Genomic DNA, 15,626 nt, shown 5'->3' on the forward strand with positions numbered 1-15,626 from the left:
GGGCCCCACGGGGGCCGCCCCGGGGGGCGGCCCCTACAACCCAACGGCGTGTCATCGGGTAGGGGCCGCCCTCCGTGGCGGCCCGCCAGCCACCCCCTGCGTGTCCCAAACGGAATTTCGACCGAGCAGCGTGGTGTCTGTTCCCACAATAGCGGTGTTCAGGACGTTACGGAGCCCCTCATGTTCCTCGGGATCGAGATCGGCGGCACGAAGCTCCAGCTCGGGCTGGGCCGCGGCGACGGCGTCATCGCGTCGCTGTGGCGCGGCAGTGTCGACCGCGCCGCGGGCGGCGAGGGCATCCGCCGGCAGATCGTGGCGGCGGTGCCGGAACTGCTCGCGAGGGCCGGCACCGACCGTGCGCAGCTCCGCGGCGTCGGCGTCGGGTTCGGCGGCCCCACCGACGACGCCACGCAAACGGTCATCAAATCGCACCACGTCGCCGGGTGGGACGGCTTCCCGCTCGCCGCGTGGGTGAGCGACCTCGCCGGCGTACCCGCGGTCGTGTGCAACGACGCCGACACGGCCGGGCTCGGCGAGGCGCTGTACGGGGCCGGGAAGGGGCTGTCGCCGGTCTTCTACATCACCGTGGGCACGGGGATCGGCGGCGGCCTCATCATCGACGGCGAGATCTACCGCGGCGTCGGCAGGGGCGCGACCGAGATCGGGCACCTGCTCGTGCCGGACCTCTCCGGCGAGAAGCTCGTGATCCTGGAAGAGACCTCCGCCGGGTGGGGGATCGAAGCGACCGCGGCCCGTCTCCGCACCGAGCGCGGCTGGGGCGCGGACCTCGGTGACGGGCCGATCACGGTGAAGGTACTCGCGGACGCGGCCCGGTCCGGGCACCTCGACGCGCAAGCGTTGCTCGGCGTAGCGGTCGAGAAACTCGCGCTGGGCATCCGCCAGATGATTACACTCCTCTGCCCGAAGCGCGTGGTGATCGGCGGGGGGGTGTCGCTGCTCGGCGACGACCTGTTCTTCGAGCCGATCCGCCGCTACCAGGCCGAGCACGGCATGGGCGCGTTCGCCGGCCTGACCGACATCGTCCCGGCGGCGCTGGGCGAGGAGGTAGTCATCCACGGGGCACTCGCCTTGGCCCGCAAGCGGCTCGGCGGGTAGACTGCACGCGAGGAGGAGCGACCATGACCACGCCCGCCGTCGGTGCCGCGAAGACGCTCATGACCGTGGGCGAGTTCTGGGAGTTCGTGAACCGGCCCGAGAACATGGACAGGCTGTTCGAACTCCGTCGCGGGGAGGTGGTCGAGATGTCTCGCCCGAAGAAGCCGCACGGGATCGTCGCCGCTAACATCGCCCGCGTTCTCGGGAACTACTCGTTCGCGGTCAACCTTGGGTACGTCCTCTCGAACGACACCGGGGTCGTCCTCGAAGAGACGCCCGGCACCGTCGTCGGTCCGGACGTGGCCTACTGCGTGGACGCGAACAACTACGACGATGTCGAGCCGAAGTGGGTGGAATCGCCGCCGGTACTCGCGGTCGAAGTGCTGTCCCCGACCGATAAGCCGCGCGAGGTCAACGAGAAGATCAGCGAATACCTACGGGCGGGGGTGAAGGTCGTCTGGCTCGCGGACCCCGAGGTCAAGACCGTCACCGTGTACCGCACGAACCACCACCACGTGATACTGAAACCAGACGACGAGTTGACCGGCGGCGACGCACTCCCCGGCTTCTCGTGCAAGGTCGCCGACTTCTTTCGCCTGCCCGGTGACCGCCCGCCGGCCCCACCCCAACCGCCGACCCCATGATTCGCATCAAGATTTGCGGCGTCACGACCCCCGAGGACGCCCGGTTCGCCGCCGACGCCGGGGCCGATGCCGTCGGGCTCAACTTCTACCCGAAGTCGCCGCGGTACGTCACGCCGCCGCGAGCGGCGGCGCTCGTGCGGGCGCTGCCAGCGTTCACCGCACCCGTCGGCGTGTTCGTCGGCACCCCGCTGCGGCAGGTGTGCGCGATCGCGTTCCAGCTCGGGTTGCGGGGCGTGCAGACCTACGACGGGAACCCGCCGGACGAGGACCCGTTCCCGTTCGCGCACGTCCCGGCGTTCCGCGTGAAGGACGCCGCGGGGTTGGACCACATTCGCAAGTTTGTTGCAGTCGCCACCGCCGCGAACCGCCGCCCCGCGGCGGTTCTCATCGACTCGTTCGTGCCCGGCGAGATGGGCGGCACCGGCCACAAGGCCCCGTGGGAGGTCCTGGTGGGGTTCGACCCCGGCGTGCCGGTGATCCTCGCCGGCGGGCTCACGCCCGAGAACGTCGCCGACGCAATTCGGACCGTCCGCCCGTGGGGGATCGACGTCGCGAGCGGGGTGGAATCCGCCCCGGGAATCAAGGACCCGGCGAAGGTCGCGCGATTTGTGAAGATTGCCCGGGAGGTCGCTTCGGTGCCCGAATCTCGTTGAGCCGGCCCGGTTAGGTCTTACAATAGCCGCGTAACCCGGACGCCGCATTGGAACTCCGGGGCCACTTAACGGGAACGCGGTATGAGCGCAGGGTACTGGCTGGGCGTCGATCTCGGCGGGACGAAGATCCTGTCGGGGTTGTTCGACGACGACCTGAAACTGCTCGCGCGCTCCAAGCAGCCGACGTCGGCCGAGGGCGGCCCGACCGGCGTGTTCGGCCGCATCGTCCAGGGGGTCGAGGCGGTCGTCAAGGAAGCGAACATCGACCCCGCCCAGATCCGCGGCATGGGCATCGGCATCCCCGGTCAGATCGAACTCGGCACGACCCGGGTGAAGTTCGCCCCGAACCTCGACTGGCGCGACGTGGACGTGAAGCCGCTGATGCCCGCGTCGTGGCGGTGGCCCCTGGTCGTCGAGAACGACGTGCGGATGGGCACCTACGGCGAGTTCGCCCACGGCGCGGCGCGGGGGGCCAAGAACGTCCTCGGCGTGTTCGTCGGCACCGGCGTCGGCGGCGGGCTCATCCTCAACGGCGAACTGTACTCGGGCTTCAACGGCAACGCCGGCGAGATCGGGCACCTCGTCGTCCACTGGCGGCAGGGGACCGACCTCGAAGCGATCGCCGGCCGCAGGCACATGATGAAGCGGGCCAAGGACATCCTCGACGACGCGCCCAAGCGGGTCCGCAAGGAGTGGAAGGGGATCGACCTCGGGTCCGTCCGCAGCTCGCAGCTCGCCGAGTACTACCAGAAGGACGACCCGATCGCGGTCCAGCTCGTGGACGACGCGGCCCGCGCCCTCGGCGCGGCGCTCGGCGGCGTGGTGAACTTCCTCAGCCCCGAGGTGATCGTCATCGGCGGCGGCGTGACCGGCGCGCTGGGCGAAACGTTCATCGAGCGGATCTGGGAGATCGCCCAGCGGTACACCTTGCCCGGGGCCGCGAACGGCGTGAAGTGCGTCTCGGCCTCGCTCGGCGACGACTCGGGCATCATCGGGTGCGCCGCCTACGCCAAGGCGAACGCGCCCCTCCGCGCCGCCGAGGTGGCCTGACACTTCGGGTTGTGGGGGATGGGAAATCGGAGATTGGGAGAGCCGACGAACCGCCCCAGTCTTCCCAATCTCCCGCTCCCCGCCCCCAATCCCCAGCTCAAAATGAACCCCGACTGGCGCACCCGCTACGACCTCGCCATCGACGCCGCCCAGAGGGCCGGCGACCTCGCCCGCACCTACTACGAGACGACCTTCGCCGTCGAGCACAAGGCCGACAACAGCCCCGTGACGATCGCCGACAAGCGGGCCGAGGAACTCATCCGGTCGATGGTGGCGAAGGCGTTCCCGGGCGACGGGTTCCTCGGCGAGGAGTTCGGCGACCAGCCCGGCACCAGCGGGTTCCGGTGGGTCATCGACCCGATCGATGGCACCAAGTCGTTCATCCGCCACATCCCGATCTGGGCCACGCTCGTCGGCCTGGAGTACAAGGGCGAGCAGATCGGCGGGGTCGCGTACGTCCCGGTGCTCGGGATGACGTACCGGGCGCTCCGCGGCGGCGGCGCGTTCGTGAACGAGCGGCAGATCCGGGTGTCGAGCGTCCCGACGCTGGCCGAGTCGATGCTGTGCTACTCGAGCGTCGGGTGGTTCACCCGGGCCGGCCGCGAGCAGACGTTCCTGGAACTGTACCGCCGCACGGCCCGGCAGCGGGGGTTCGGCGACTTCTACGGGTTCGTGCTCGTGGCGGAGGGGGCGGCCGACGTGATGCTCGAGCACGGGGTGAACCCGTGGGACGTGGCCGCGACGAAGGCGATCGTGGAGGAGGCCGGCGGGCGGTTCACCGACTGGGACGACAACCCGACCGTCCACCGCCCCGACGTGCTCGCCACCAACGGGAAGGTCCACGCCGAGACGCTGGCGCTGCTGCGGTCGTGACCGGCGAGCGGGGGGGCGTGAGCCCCCCGAGCAAAGCGCCAGGAGAAGATAAAGTGCGAGGAGGAGAACTCGGGGGGCTCACGCCCCCCGCTCGCCAGACCCTCACTTCAGCCGCGTCGAGCTCTCGCCCGACAGCGGGCCGGCGAGGGTGATGTCCACCGGGGCGTCGTCGATCTTCTGCTTGCCGGCGAGCTTGATCTTCCCCTCGAACGTGCCCTTCAGCTCGACCCCGGTCTTGATCGATCGCCACGACCGCACCTTCAGCTCCATCTCGACGTCGAGCGTCGGCATCCCGTCGTCGTCCTTCATCTTCCCCTTCACGCTCCCCTCGGACTCGACCACGGCGCACTCCTCGCCCTCGACGGTCTCGACCTTGGCGAACTTCTGGGCGAGTTCGCCCTTGATGTCGGTGAACGAGTTGCCGAACAGCTTGGTGAGCGCCTTGGCCTCGACCTTCCAGGTGTGCCCGACCTTGACCTTCTCGGCCGGGTACAGCTCGTCCTCGTTCTCGATCCCGTTGCGGTTGTCGAGCTCCTTCTTCTGCTTGTCGGTGGGCTTGGTGTCCACGAGCGAGTGCTTCCACTTGTCGCCCACGCGCTCGCTGATGACGATCTCGCCCTCGAGCTCGGTCGGCTGGGTCATGGCCTGGTTCATGCCGCCGAAGTCGGTGGTGATCTCGGCCCGCTCCTTGACGATCTTGCTCTGGCTCTTGGTGACGTTCCGGCCGTCGACCGCGAGCACCTTCTGCTCCTCCTCGCCGGTCACGTTCATCGTCATTTTGAGCTTGAGGTTCATGCCCATGAGCTTGAGCGTGGTGTCCGCGTCCTTGATCTTGAGCGTCATCTTGCTGACGAACACCTGCCCCTTGGTGGGGGCGGGGCCGCGCAGGTCGTAGGTCTTGTCGTCGGCCGCCGCGAACCCGCCGGCCAGCGCCACCACGGCGGCCAGCCCGGCCGCCAGGAACAGTCCACGCATCGGAATCTCCTTGTGCAACGTGATCGCAGTACCCCCATCTTCGTGGTTCGCGGCACCGGGGACAAGATTGAACGCCGCCCCGGTCTGTAACGCCGCGGACTGTTCCGAGAAGGTGCCCGCGGGGGCCAGTACCCGCGGCCCGGGCGGCGGGTTTCGGTTCCGCCCGGCGGTCACGCTGCAATGACACACGCCCGGCTGTCGCCGGGCGTGTCGCTTCACTCTTCTTGGTTCGGCGGTCAGTTGTCGTCGCAGCTGAACTCGCCCTTGCGCTTGGCGAGGTGGGCCTGGAGGCGGGCGACGATGCTCGAGTGCATCTGGCTCACGCGGCTCTCGCTCAGGTTCAGCGTCGCGCCGATCTCCTTCATCGTCATCTCCTCGTAGTAGTAGAGGATGACGATGAGCCGCTCGTTGCGGTTCAGGCCGCGGGTCACGAGCTTCATCAGGTCGCGGTTCTGGAGCCGGCCGGTCGGGTTCTCGGCCTTCTTGTCCTCGAGGATGTCGATCTCGCGGACGTCCTTGTAGCTGTCCGTCTCGTACCACTTCTTGTTCAGCGACACGAGGTTCACTGCGGTCGCCTCGCCCAGGTGGGCGTCGATCTGCTCGAGCGGGATGCCGAGCCGCTCGGCCAGTTCGTCGGGCCGCGGCGGGCGGCCGAGGGTGGCTTCGAGCTGCTTGCGGGCGGCCTCGGTCTTCGTCGCCTTGCTGCGGACGAGCCGGGGCACCCAGTCCATGGTGCGGAGCTCGTCGAGCATCGCCCCGCGGATGCGGGGGACGCAGTACGTCTCGAACTTCACCCCGCGGGTGAGGTCGAAGGCGTCGATGGCGTCCATCAGGCCGAACACGCCGGCGCTGATGAGGTCGTCCAGCTCCACCCCGTCCGGGAGGCGGGACCAGATCCGCTCCGCGTTGTACTTCACCAGGGAGAGGTATCGTTCGACGAGCCGGTTCCGGAGGTCGACCGTCGGCCGCTCCCGGTACTCCTGCCACACCGACTGAATGTCCGTATCGAGCTGCACCACGATCGAATCCTCCCTGAATGGCGAGTCGTCGTGTCGCGTGCCCCGCACCACGCCCCGGTCGCCCGGAACGTGTCCCCCGCGGGTCCTGCGACCGGGCACGGGCCCCGGCCGACGCGATCACCCCGACTCGCCCGTCCCCCGAAGTACCAGGCGGGTAGGCACCGGCACTCACCGATCAAGTATCGACCACGACCCGCGGCCCGTGCAGGAAAACCGCACCGGACCCGCGGGATATCTGAGCCCCGTCCCGTCGCACGCGGCGTCCCCGGCGGCCGCGGCGCGACCGGGCCAGCCCGGGCGTCTCGCGGCGTCGGTTCCGTCGGCACGACCCGTTCCCCAACGGGCGGTGCGGCGACTGGTGTGGTTGGCTCAGTGGTCGCGTATATGCCGACGGTCGCCGGGGTCCGAAAGGGGAAGATTTACAATCCCTCACGGTTTCGGAGGGCCGACTCGCGGGGCCCCGGCGCGTCCGGTAAGATGTGCAAGACGGGAAGGGTGGTTCCGCACGGGGGTGGACCGATGTCGCACGGGTTCGGCTGGCTCATCGGGGCGGTGGTGCTCGCGGCCGGGGGCGGGGCCTCCATGTGGTGGGTCACGCAGTCGCGCTCCGCGGTCGCGCCGGAGGCGCACCTGCCGGTCGTGGCCGACGCCGACCCGGTCGACCCGCCGAAGAAGACCGAGTTCGCCACCGGCGGCGACGCGGCCGGTGAGGTCGCGGGCGTCAAGTTCGACAGCGACCGAGCGCTGAAGTACCTCAAGCAGCTCTGCGACATCGGCCCGCGGATCAGCGCGTCGGAGGGAATGAAGAAGCAGCAGGAGCTCCTGGAGAAGCACTTCAAGGACCTGGGCGCGACGGTCACCCGACAGGAGTTCAAGGCCAAGCAGCGGAGCCGGAAGAACCCCGTCGAGATGGCGAACCTGATCGTGACGTGGCACCCCGACAAGAACCGCCGCGTCGTTCTCACGACGCACTACGACACGCGGCCGATCGCCGACCAGGAGGCCCTGCCCGGGAACTGGAACAAGCCGTTCGTGAGCGCCAACGACGGGACCAGCGGGGTCGCGCTGCTGATGGAACTGGGGCACCACATGAAGGACCTGAAGTCCGAGTTCGGGGTGGACTTCGTGTTCTTCGACGGCGAAGAATACGTCTTCGAGACCCCCGCGACCGGCGGCGGCGACAAGTACTTCTTCGGGTCCGAGTTCTTCGCCGACGAGTACGCGAAGGCGAAGGACAAGCGGAAGTTCCGGTACGACGCGGGGCTCCTGTTCGACCTGTGCGCCGGCAAGGACGCGCAGCTCAAGGTGGAGCAGAACTCGTACACGATGGCCCCGAAGCTCGTCGACCAGGTGTGGGGGGTGGCGAAGGCGGTCGGCGCGAAGTCGTTCAAGTACGAGGCCGGGCACGAGGTGCTCGACGACCACATCGCCCTGAACCGGGCCGGCATCCCGACCGCCGACGTCATCGACTTCGACTACCCCCACTGGCACAAGCTCAGCGACACGCCGGACAAGATCTCCGGCGAGCAGATGGCCGAGGTCGCCAAGGTCGTGACGGTGTGGCTCCAGAAGATCAAGTGACGGCGGCCGCGTGTGGTGCCGAGTCGCTCGCCTCACGCGGGCCGCCACGGAGGGCGGCCCCTACCAGACAGTTCGCGTTTGGTTTGTAGGGGCCGCCCTCCGTGGCGGCCCGCCAACCGCGCCGAACGTGTCTCGCAGGATTCCGACTCAGACGGTGCCGCGGCGAGGAGGGGACGGGGATGGCGTTCGTCGTGGTGCGGTGTACGGGGTGCCGCGGGCCGGCGCGGGTGGGCTCCGCCGGGCTCGGCACCGCGGTCGAGTGCCCCCGGTGCCGGGTCGTCTTCCAGGCGGTGGAAGAGGCCACCCTCGTGGTACCCGGGGCGGGCTGGGTGCCGCCGAACCCGCCGCCGCCGCTCCCGTGGCGCGGGCCGTCCGCCCCGGCCGTTCGCGGCCGGGATGATGACGACGAGCACGACGGTGACTTCGACGACGAGGGCGGCGAGTCGCACGAGGCGGCCGGGACCGGTGACCCCGTCCCGGACCACAAGCACGACCCGGCCGGGGAGGACGCCGACGGCCCGCTGCCGGCGTCCGTGTTCATCGGCCTGGCGCTGCTGCCGTTCCTGGTCCCCATCGTGTGGTCGGTCGCGGCGGTCGTCTTCCCGAAGCAGCCCGTGCTGACCGTCGGCACCCCGCTGGCCCTGGCGGTGACCGCCTCCACTCTGTGCCTGGCGGTCATCTCGACGATCGACTGGCGGCCCGCGACGCGGGTGAAGGGCGTGCTGCTCCTGGTGGTGCTGTCCTACACCGCCGGCGTCGGGCTGTACTTCCTGACGAAGGACACGGCCAACCGGGTGCGCCGGCTCGTCGGCACCGAGCACCCTCTCGTGTCCGACGCGCCGAAGGACGGCGGGTTCCGGGTCAAGGTGCCCACCCGGGCCGCGGACCTCAAGGAGTCGCCCTTGGCCGGCGTTCCGCTCGCGTGCCGACAGGCGGTCTACGCGCCGGGCCTCCAGGACAAGTACACCTTCACCTACGGCTCGACCCCCAAGCCGGCCCCCAAGCAGAAGCCGCAGGTTCCGCCGGTCGGGTCGGACCCGTGGTTCGACGCGGTGACGGCCGAGCTGTTCAAGCAGGTCGGGCAGCGGCCGCACGAGCCGCGGCGGCTGGAGTACGGGGGCCAGACCGCCGGCCGCGAGGTCGAGTTGCACCTCCAGGACGGCAAGAACGTCCGCCTCGTGCGCGTGTACGCCATCGAGGGCCGCGTATACTACCTCGCCGTTCAGCACGCCAGCATGGACCCCGGGGACGACGACCTCGCACAAGAGTTCTTCGAGTCGTTCGAGGTGCAATAAGAGAGTGTTTGGAGTGTTGTTGTGTTGGGAGTGTTGGGTGTGAGAGAGGCGGTGGTTGGGGATCAGAGCGACGAGGCCCCGCCCCACAACCCGCCAGCCGCGCACCTGTGTTGCGTCACCCCTCGGCATAGACCGCATTCCCCACTCGGCCACGAAACACTCCCAAAACAACAACACTCTAAACACTCTCCTCATAAGATGCCCCTCCCCGTCCGATCCCTCACCGTGCTCCAGAACTGGGACTGCCAGGGCTGCACCGCGTGCTGCCGGCAGTACCACGTCTCGGTTTCGGCCGAGGAGAAGGCGCGCATCGAGGCGCAGGGCTGGGGGAACGAGCCGGACCTCAAGGGCGTCCCGCTGTTCAAGCGCACCGGCGGGTGGCGCTCGAAGGCGCACCGACTGAACCACAGGCCGGACGGCGCGTGCGTGTTCCTCGGGCCGGACAGCCGGTGCCGCATCCACGTGAAGCACGGGTCGGCCGCGAAGCCGCTCGCGTGCCGCATCTACCCGTTCTCGCTGGTGCCGGCCGGCGACCACTGGAACCTCGGGCTGCGGTTCGCGTGCCCGTCGGCCGTTGAGGACAAGGGCCGGCCGCTCGCCGAGCACCTCGCCGAGGCCCGCGGGTACGCCGCCGTGCTGGAGGGCGAGGCCGGCCCCGCTGCGGTCGCTGCCCCGCCGCCGCCGCTCCAGCGCTCGCAACAGGTGACGTGGGGCGACCTGGGCCGCATCGTCGCCGCGGCCTCCGAGTTGCTCGCGGACGAGGACGACCGCGTCGAGCGGCGGTTGCGGAAGGTGCTGTTCCTGGTGTCGACGCTCCGCAAGGCGACGTTCGACGGCGGCGGCGACCCGAAGAAGGCGATCACCGGGAGCCGCCTCACCGAGTTGCTCGAGTTGCTGTGCGAGGAGGCCGAGGAGGACGTTCCCGGGCCGGCGGGAGACGTGTTGCCGCCCGGGTGGGTCGGGCAGATGGTGTTCCGGCCGGTCGCCGCGCTCTACGTCCGCAAGGACACCGGCTCCGACCGCGGACCGGCACAGTCGAGTGCGGCCGGTCGGCTGCTCTCGGCGGTCCGGTTCGCTCGGGGGAAGGGCCGCGTCCCGCGGACCCACGCCGCGATCCCCGTGACCACGTTCGCGGCGGCCGATAAGCCGCTCGGGCCGCTCAGCGAGGCTTCCGAGGCGTTACTGGAGCGGTGGCTGCGGGTGAAGGTGGAGTCGGGCCAGTTCTGCGGGCCGGCGAACTTCGGGATGCCGGTGTGGGACGGGCTGGAGTCGCTGGCGGTGGCGTTCGCGGCCGCCGAGTGGCTGGCCCGCGTGCTGGCGACCGACGGCCGCCCGCTCGACGACGCGGTGCGGATGGCCGTGCGGATCGTGGACGACAACTACGGGTTCAACCCGCTCCTCGGCCGCGGCCGCCAGAGGTACGCACTCGGCCTGCTCGGCCCGCGCCTCGAACTCCCGCGGCTCGTCGCGTGGTACGGGCGGTGACGTGGGGAATTGTTCCCCGGGACCGCGGGGGTCCCGCCCGCTCTTTGCCTTTCAAGCCAAGACGCGGGCGGGACCCCCGCGGTCCCAGGGTGCGGCGGGTCACTTCGCCAGGTCGAGGCAGACGATCTCCTTGTCGTTGCGGATGAACGCCTTCTTGTCGGCGTAGGCCGGGGCGCACCACACGACCTTGTGCCCCCAGGCGGTGTTCGTCGGCTCCAGCACCTTGGCCCGGCTCACCTCCTCGTACCCCTTCGGGGTGAGCTTGCCGATCACGAGGTCGCCGGTCTCGGCGAAGAAGAAGAACCGGTCCCCGTTCTTCACGATGAACGCCGTCCCCGACGGGACGACCTTCTCGCCGACCGGGCCGCCGTCCTCCCACAGCCGCTTCCCGCTCGGCACCTCGACGGCGAACATCGCCCCCGAGTCGTCGTACCCGTACAGGACGTTGTCCTGGAGGAACGGCTGCACGTTCACCGGCGACAGGCCGAGCCCCTTCTTGTTCTGCCACACGACCTCGACGCCCGGCTTGTCGGCGGTCAGCTTCAGGAGGGTGCTCTTGGCGTTGTACCCGCCGACGAACAGGAACTCGCCGGCCCGCACCGGGGTCATGACCATGCACCCGTTGTCCACGGCGAACGGCGTGGTCCACAACTGCTCGCCGGTCTCGGGGTCGACGGCGTAGATCGACTTCCCGCCGGCGACGATCATCTGCCGCTTCCCGCCGGCCTCGGTGAACAGCACCGGCGAGTACCCCTGGCTGCCCGCCGGCTGCTGCCCGGCCTTCCAGACCTCCTTGCCCGTGTCCTTGTCGAGCGCGACGACGTGGCTCCCCTCGCCGCCGGCGATCGTGACGAGCTTCTTGCCGTCGAGGATCGGGTGCGCCGCGTACCCCCAGATGGCCGGCTTCGCGCCGTACTCCTTCACCAGGTCCTTCGCCCACACGACGGTGCCCTTCTCGGCGTCGAGGCACAGCAGGTTGCCCATCGCGCCGAGCGTGTACACCTTCCCGTCGCTCACGAGCGGGGTGCTCCGCGGGCCGGACGGGTAGCTGATCTGGTACCCGCACTCGTACTCGTGCTTCCAGAGTTCCTTGCCGGTCTTGGCGTCGAGGCACAGCACCCGCTCGGTGCCGGGGATCTTGTTCTTGGTGTCGAACGGGTCGGCCGGGTTCGCGGTGCCCTTTGTGAGGGTGCGGTCGGTGACGTACACCTTGCCGCCGGCAACGGCCGGACCCGAGTAGCCGGCCCCGAGCGGCGCGCGCCAGGCGACCTTCGGCCCGCCCTTGGGGAACGTGTCGATGATGCCGTCTTCGCGCCACACGTTGTCGCGCTTCGGCCCCATCCACTGGGGCCAGTCGTCGGCGTGCGCGAGCGGGGCCGCCAGAACGAGCGCGGCGAGAATCCAGGCGGTGCGGGTAGTCACGGGAAACCTCCTGTCGGAATGGAGCCTAGATATGATCCGCGGTCGCCGCGTGCGGGACAAGGGCCGGCCGCGTCGCCGTGACGAAGCGGCGCGCGTGGGAACTTCTTGGCGTGGGTCCGCAGTGGGATCTCGAAACGGTGTGACCCGGTCGGGTACAATGCCCGCATGAACGCGATTCTCCTCACCGGGGCGGCCCTCGTCGGCCTGCCGATCCTCCTGCACCTGATCATGAAGCAGGAGCCCAAACGGCTCAACTTCCCGGCGTTCCGGTTCCTCACCCAGAGGCTCAAGACCAACCAGCGCAAGCTCCGGCTCCGGCACTTCGTGCTGCTCGCCATGCGGATGCTCCTCATTGCTCTGTTCAGCCTCACCCTGTTCCAGCCCACCGTGTACAGCGACCGCCTCAACATCCGCGGCGAGCAGCCGGTCGCGAGCGTCGTCGTCATCGACACCAGCCCGAGCATGGGGTACACGGCCGGCGACAAGACCCGGCTCGACGAGGCCCGCCGCCGCGCCCTCGAGCTGCTCGACGAACTGCCCGACAAGTCGCCGGTCGCCGTGGTCACCACCGACGAGCCGGGTGCGGCGGTCTGGGAGCCCGTCGCCGACGCCCGCAAGCGGATCGGCAAGCTCGACAAGCCGCGGGCCGGGGGGCAGACGGTCACCGCGGCCGTGTCGCAGGGCTACCAACTGTTGGGCAAGATCGAGACGCCGGACGCCGAGGCCCCGGAGCAGCTCCCGAAGCTGCTCGCGGTGTTCACCGACCGGGCCGCGGCGAGCTGGGACGCGGGGCAGGTCGAGGACCTCAAGAAGCTCCGCGACAAGGTGCCGGCCCCGAAGCCGGCGCAGGCGGTCGTGGACGTGGGCGTCGAGAAGCCGATGAACGTCGGCATCCTCTCGGCCGAGATGCGGCCGCAGGTGATCGCCGCGAACCAGCCCGCGTCGATCACGGTGACGGTCGCCGCCACGGGGCCGGCCGACCTCCCGCCCATCGAGGTGAACATCCTCGCGAAGCTCGACGGGTCCAACGACGCGGTCGTGCGGCAGGCGACCGTGCCTTACGGGCAGTCGCGTGCCGTTCAGTTCGACTTCAAGGACTTGAAGCCCGGCCTGCACCAGGTCGAGTTCTCGCTCAAGGCCGCGGACATGCTGACGGCCGACAACGTCCGCTACCTGACGTTCAAGGTCGGCGAGGCGCGGCGCATCCTGACCATCGCCGACGACCCCGACGGGACCGCGTTCTGGCAACTGTCGCACCAGTCGAAGGGCGAGTTCGGGTGCCTCGTCGTGCGGCCCGGCGACGTGAAGGTCAGGGACGGCCGCACGGTGGTCGAGTACCTCGACCCCGCGAAGCCGAACGGCAAGCCGCTGGAGGAGAACGTCCGCGTGTTCGAGGTCGTCGCGCTCCTGGGCGTGGCCGACCCGAGCGACAAGCACGGCACGCTCGACACGCTCTGGGAGAAGCTCCGGCCCTACGTCGAGGCCGGCGGCAAACTCGTCGTCGCGCCCGGGCGCGACCTGAAGACCGACGGCTACCTCGTCGGCGGGAACCTGATGCCGGGCCAGTTCAAGACGGTCGTCGACACGCGGAGGGTGGACCCGGCCCCGCCGCCGCAGACCGCCCCGGGGTGGGAGCAGCCCCGCGACGGCCGCAACGGCGTGACGTGGTTCCTCGACGACAAGGTGATCCAGCACCCGATGCTCAAACCTTTCGAGGGGTGGCAGGCGAAGGGCAACGTGGACGCCATCAAGAACCCGCGGCGGGCGGTGAAGTACTGGGAGGTCAGCAAGTCCCCCGAGGCGACGGTGGTGGTGGCGTACAACGACGCCGAGAAGCCCGGCGACCGCCGGCCCGCGGTGCTCGAACGCGGCGTGCCCGACCCCAGGGAGCCGACCCGCGTCAAGGGCCGCGTGGTGCTGCTCACGACGCGCCTCGACGTGCCGACGCAGGACGACCCGGCGTGGAACGACTACTGGGATCTCGAGGGCTCGACGTGGTCCGTCGTGTTCCCGTGGCTCGTGGCCCGCTACCTCGCCGGCGACACGGCCGACGCGAACTTCAACTTCCCCGCCGGGCAGACGGTCACCGTGCCGCTCCCGAAGGGCGGGCTGCCCCGCGGCACGAAGGTGCTGCTCGAAGGGCCGGGCGGGGCCGAGCCGATCGAGGTCGGCGACAAGCAGACCGAGCTGCGACTCGGACCGCCGCGGACGCTGTTCGCCGGGAACTTCCGGGTGTCGCTCGAGCCGCAGTGGCGCGACGGGTTCAGCCTCAACTCGCCGGCCGACGAGAGCACGCTCGACAAGGTGCCGGTTGAGGTGATCGAGGACGTGACCGGCAAGGACACGGTCGCGCCGCTCGACAAGAACGTGAAACTCGCCGACATCCTGAAGGTGATCGTCGATCAGCCGATCGACCTGTTCCCGTGGCTCCTCATCGCGGTGCTGCTGCTGCTCGCGACCGAGGGGCTCGTGGCGAACCGCTTCTACCGCCGCCCGAAGTAGACCGCGTTGGCGGGAGCGGGCGGTTGGGCTGGATTCCGGGTAGGTTGGGGTGTATTGGCGCGCGACGTGAAGTTATTCCGTCGAGCGAGGCACGCGAACATGGTCACGGCGGCAATGCGAGTGGACGAGGCGATCCGCATCATCACCGAGCCGGCCGTGTACGTCGTGGGCAAGCAGTCCATCGACGACGCGGAACTGTCGCGGTTCCTCGGGGACCACGGCGTGAGCTGGGAGAGCGACAGTGAGATCGCCGGCGAGGTGCTCACCGAGACGGCCGGCCGCGTCTGCTACATGTCGTTCGCGAAGCCGCGGCCCGGCGGCAACGCCGCGTACCTGAACCACATCAAGGAGGTCGGGCACGGGTCCGTCCTCGAGCACGCGGTGTGGAACTTCGTCATCACGGGCGTCTCCCGCACCCTCACGCACGAACTCGTGCGGCACCGGGCCGGCATGTCGTACTCGCAGCTCTCGCAGCGGTACGTCGACGAATCGGTCGCCGAGTACGTGGTGCCGGACATCATCGCCAACGACCCCGAGTTGCACGCGATCTGGCTGGAGTCGGTGACGCACGCGCACGCCGCGTACGTCAAGCTGGCCGAGAAGCTGAACGCGAAGCTCGGCGACCCGCAGGCCGCGGCCGCCGCGATGCTCCCGCCCGACGCCGACCGCACCACCCGCCGTAAGACCGCCCGGCAGGCCGCCCGCAGCGTGCTGCCGAACGCGACCGAGACCAAGATCTTCGTGACGGCCAACGCGCGTGCGCTGCGACACTTCCTCGAACAGCGTGGTAGCGCGTTCGCCGAGCCGGAGATCCGCAAGCTCGCCGGGAAGTTCCTGGACATCCTCCAGAAAGACTCCCCGAACCTTTTCGGCGACTACGTCCGCGTCCCGCTCCCCGACGGCACGTTCGAGGTGACCACGCCGTACAAGAAGGTGTGAAAAAACAGGAATCACCGCAGGGGACGCCGGGGGCGCGGAGAAAGAGCGTAAGATTCTCTTCTCCGCGCCCCC

Annotated in this window: 13 protein-coding genes; 10 read left to right on the top strand and 3 right to left on the bottom strand. The window is 69.6% G+C overall.

All coding sequences use genetic code 11. The annotated features are described in order from the left end of the window. Positions 1 to 180 precede the first annotated feature (180 nt). The 5 genes from ACTIGN_RS07940 to ACTIGN_RS07960 all read left to right on the top strand — a co-directional run bounded on the left by ACTIGN_RS07940 (position 181) and on the right by ACTIGN_RS07960 (position 4,336). Entirely contained in the window at positions 181 to 1,116 is a 936-nt protein-coding gene (locus ACTIGN_RS07940) for an ROK family protein (protein ID WP_439622559.1), read from the top strand. Between the two features lie 23 nt (positions 1,117 to 1,139). Continuing rightward, positions 1,140 to 1,760, top strand: coding sequence for a Uma2 family endonuclease (locus ACTIGN_RS07945; RefSeq protein ID WP_439622561.1), 621 nt, complete (start codon positions 1,140 to 1,142; stop codon positions 1,758 to 1,760). Beyond that, positions 1,757 to 2,413 (top strand): phosphoribosylanthranilate isomerase, encoded by a 657-nt coding sequence (locus ACTIGN_RS07950; protein WP_439622563.1) that lies wholly within the window; start codon positions 1,757 to 1,759, stop codon positions 2,411 to 2,413. The genes ACTIGN_RS07945 and ACTIGN_RS07950 overlap by 4 nt, the downstream gene beginning before the upstream one ends. A gap of 81 nt (positions 2,414 to 2,494) precedes the next feature. Next, entirely contained in the window at positions 2,495 to 3,463 is a 969-nt protein-coding gene (locus ACTIGN_RS07955; protein WP_439622565.1) for an ROK family protein, read from the top strand. A gap of 102 nt (positions 3,464 to 3,565) precedes the next feature. Continuing rightward, the gene (locus ACTIGN_RS07960) at positions 3,566 to 4,336 is read left to right on the top strand and encodes an inositol monophosphatase family protein (RefSeq protein ID WP_439622567.1); all 771 of its coding nucleotides are present in this window, start codon (positions 3,566 to 3,568) and stop codon (positions 4,334 to 4,336) included. Positions 4,337 to 4,438: 102 nt separating this feature from the next. On the opposite strand, the gene ACTIGN_RS07965 is transcribed toward ACTIGN_RS07960, so the two are convergent. Further along, entirely contained in the window at positions 4,439 to 5,311 is an 873-nt protein-coding gene (locus tag ACTIGN_RS07965; protein WP_439622569.1) for a hypothetical protein, read from the bottom strand. Between the two features lie 236 nt (positions 5,312 to 5,547). Next, a complete protein-coding gene (locus ACTIGN_RS07970; protein WP_439622583.1) occupies positions 5,548 to 6,333 on the bottom strand; it encodes a FliA/WhiG family RNA polymerase sigma factor in 786 nt (261 codons plus the stop codon). Positions 6,334 to 6,849: 516 nt separating this feature from the next. On the opposite strand from ACTIGN_RS07970, the gene ACTIGN_RS07975 reads away from it, so the two are divergent. The 3 genes from ACTIGN_RS07975 (at position 6,850) to ACTIGN_RS07985 (ending at position 10,691) form a co-directional block, all read left to right on the top strand. Then, entirely contained in the window at positions 6,850 to 7,911 is a 1,062-nt protein-coding gene (locus tag ACTIGN_RS07975; RefSeq protein ID WP_439622571.1) for a M28 family peptidase, read from the top strand. A 179-nt stretch (positions 7,912 to 8,090) separates the two neighbouring features. Further along, entirely contained in the window at positions 8,091 to 9,206 is a 1,116-nt protein-coding gene (locus ACTIGN_RS07980; RefSeq protein ID WP_439622573.1) for a hypothetical protein, read from the top strand. 225 nt (positions 9,207 to 9,431) lie between these two features. Next, positions 9,432 to 10,691, top strand: a complete 1,260-nt coding sequence (locus tag ACTIGN_RS07985; protein ID WP_439622575.1) for a YkgJ family cysteine cluster protein — start codon at positions 9,432 to 9,434, stop codon at positions 10,689 to 10,691. A 99-nt stretch (positions 10,692 to 10,790) separates the two neighbouring features. On the opposite strand, the gene ACTIGN_RS07990 is transcribed toward ACTIGN_RS07985, so the two are convergent. After that, a complete protein-coding gene (locus tag ACTIGN_RS07990) occupies positions 10,791 to 12,113 on the bottom strand; it encodes an outer membrane protein assembly factor BamB family protein (protein ID WP_439622577.1) in 1,323 nt (440 codons plus the stop codon). A 165-nt stretch (positions 12,114 to 12,278) separates the two neighbouring features. On the opposite strand from ACTIGN_RS07990, the gene ACTIGN_RS07995 reads away from it, so the two are divergent. Further along, positions 12,279 to 14,615 (top strand): BatA domain-containing protein, encoded by a 2,337-nt coding sequence (locus ACTIGN_RS07995; protein WP_439622579.1) that lies wholly within the window; start codon positions 12,279 to 12,281, stop codon positions 14,613 to 14,615. A 99-nt stretch (positions 14,616 to 14,714) separates the two neighbouring features. Further along, positions 14,715 to 15,554, top strand: a complete 840-nt coding sequence (thyX, locus tag ACTIGN_RS08000) for an FAD-dependent thymidylate synthase (RefSeq protein WP_439622581.1) — start codon at positions 14,715 to 14,717, stop codon at positions 15,552 to 15,554. Positions 15,555 to 15,626: the final 72 nt, after the last annotated feature.

The sequence above is a fragment of the Gemmata sp. genome (assembly GCF_051859125.1).
Lineage (GTDB): Bacteria > Planctomycetota > Planctomycetia > Gemmatales > Gemmataceae > Gemmata.

What these genes read in the sequence shown, in the direction of transcription:
- ACTIGN_RS07975 (WP_439622571.1), top strand. Translation starts at nt 6,850, where the DNA reads ATGTCGCACGGGTTCGGCTGGCTCATCGGGGCGGTGGTGCTCGCGGCC.
- ACTIGN_RS07980 (WP_439622573.1), top strand. Translation starts at nt 8,091, where the DNA reads ATGGCGTTCGTCGTGGTGCGGTGTACGGGGTGCCGCGGGCCGGCGCGG.
- ACTIGN_RS07995 (WP_439622579.1), top strand. Translation starts at nt 12,279, where the DNA reads ATGAACGCGATTCTCCTCACCGGGGCGGCCCTCGTCGGCCTGCCGATC.
- ACTIGN_RS07955 (WP_439622565.1), top strand. Translation starts at nt 2,495, where the DNA reads ATGAGCGCAGGGTACTGGCTGGGCGTCGATCTCGGCGGGACGAAGATC.
- ACTIGN_RS07940 (WP_439622559.1), top strand. Translation starts at nt 181, where the DNA reads ATGTTCCTCGGGATCGAGATCGGCGGCACGAAGCTCCAGCTCGGGCTG.
- ACTIGN_RS07960 (WP_439622567.1), top strand. Translation starts at nt 3,566, where the DNA reads ATGAACCCCGACTGGCGCACCCGCTACGACCTCGCCATCGACGCCGCC.
- ACTIGN_RS07950 (WP_439622563.1), top strand. Translation starts at nt 1,757, where the DNA reads ATGATTCGCATCAAGATTTGCGGCGTCACGACCCCCGAGGACGCCCGG.
- ACTIGN_RS07965 (WP_439622569.1), bottom strand. Translation starts at nt 5,311, where the DNA reads ATGCGTGGACTGTTCCTGGCGGCCGGGCTGGCCGCCGTGGTGGCGCTG.
- thyX (WP_439622581.1), top strand. Translation starts at nt 14,715, where the DNA reads ATGGTCACGGCGGCAATGCGAGTGGACGAGGCGATCCGCATCATCACC.
- ACTIGN_RS07945 (WP_439622561.1), top strand. Translation starts at nt 1,140, where the DNA reads ATGACCACGCCCGCCGTCGGTGCCGCGAAGACGCTCATGACCGTGGGC.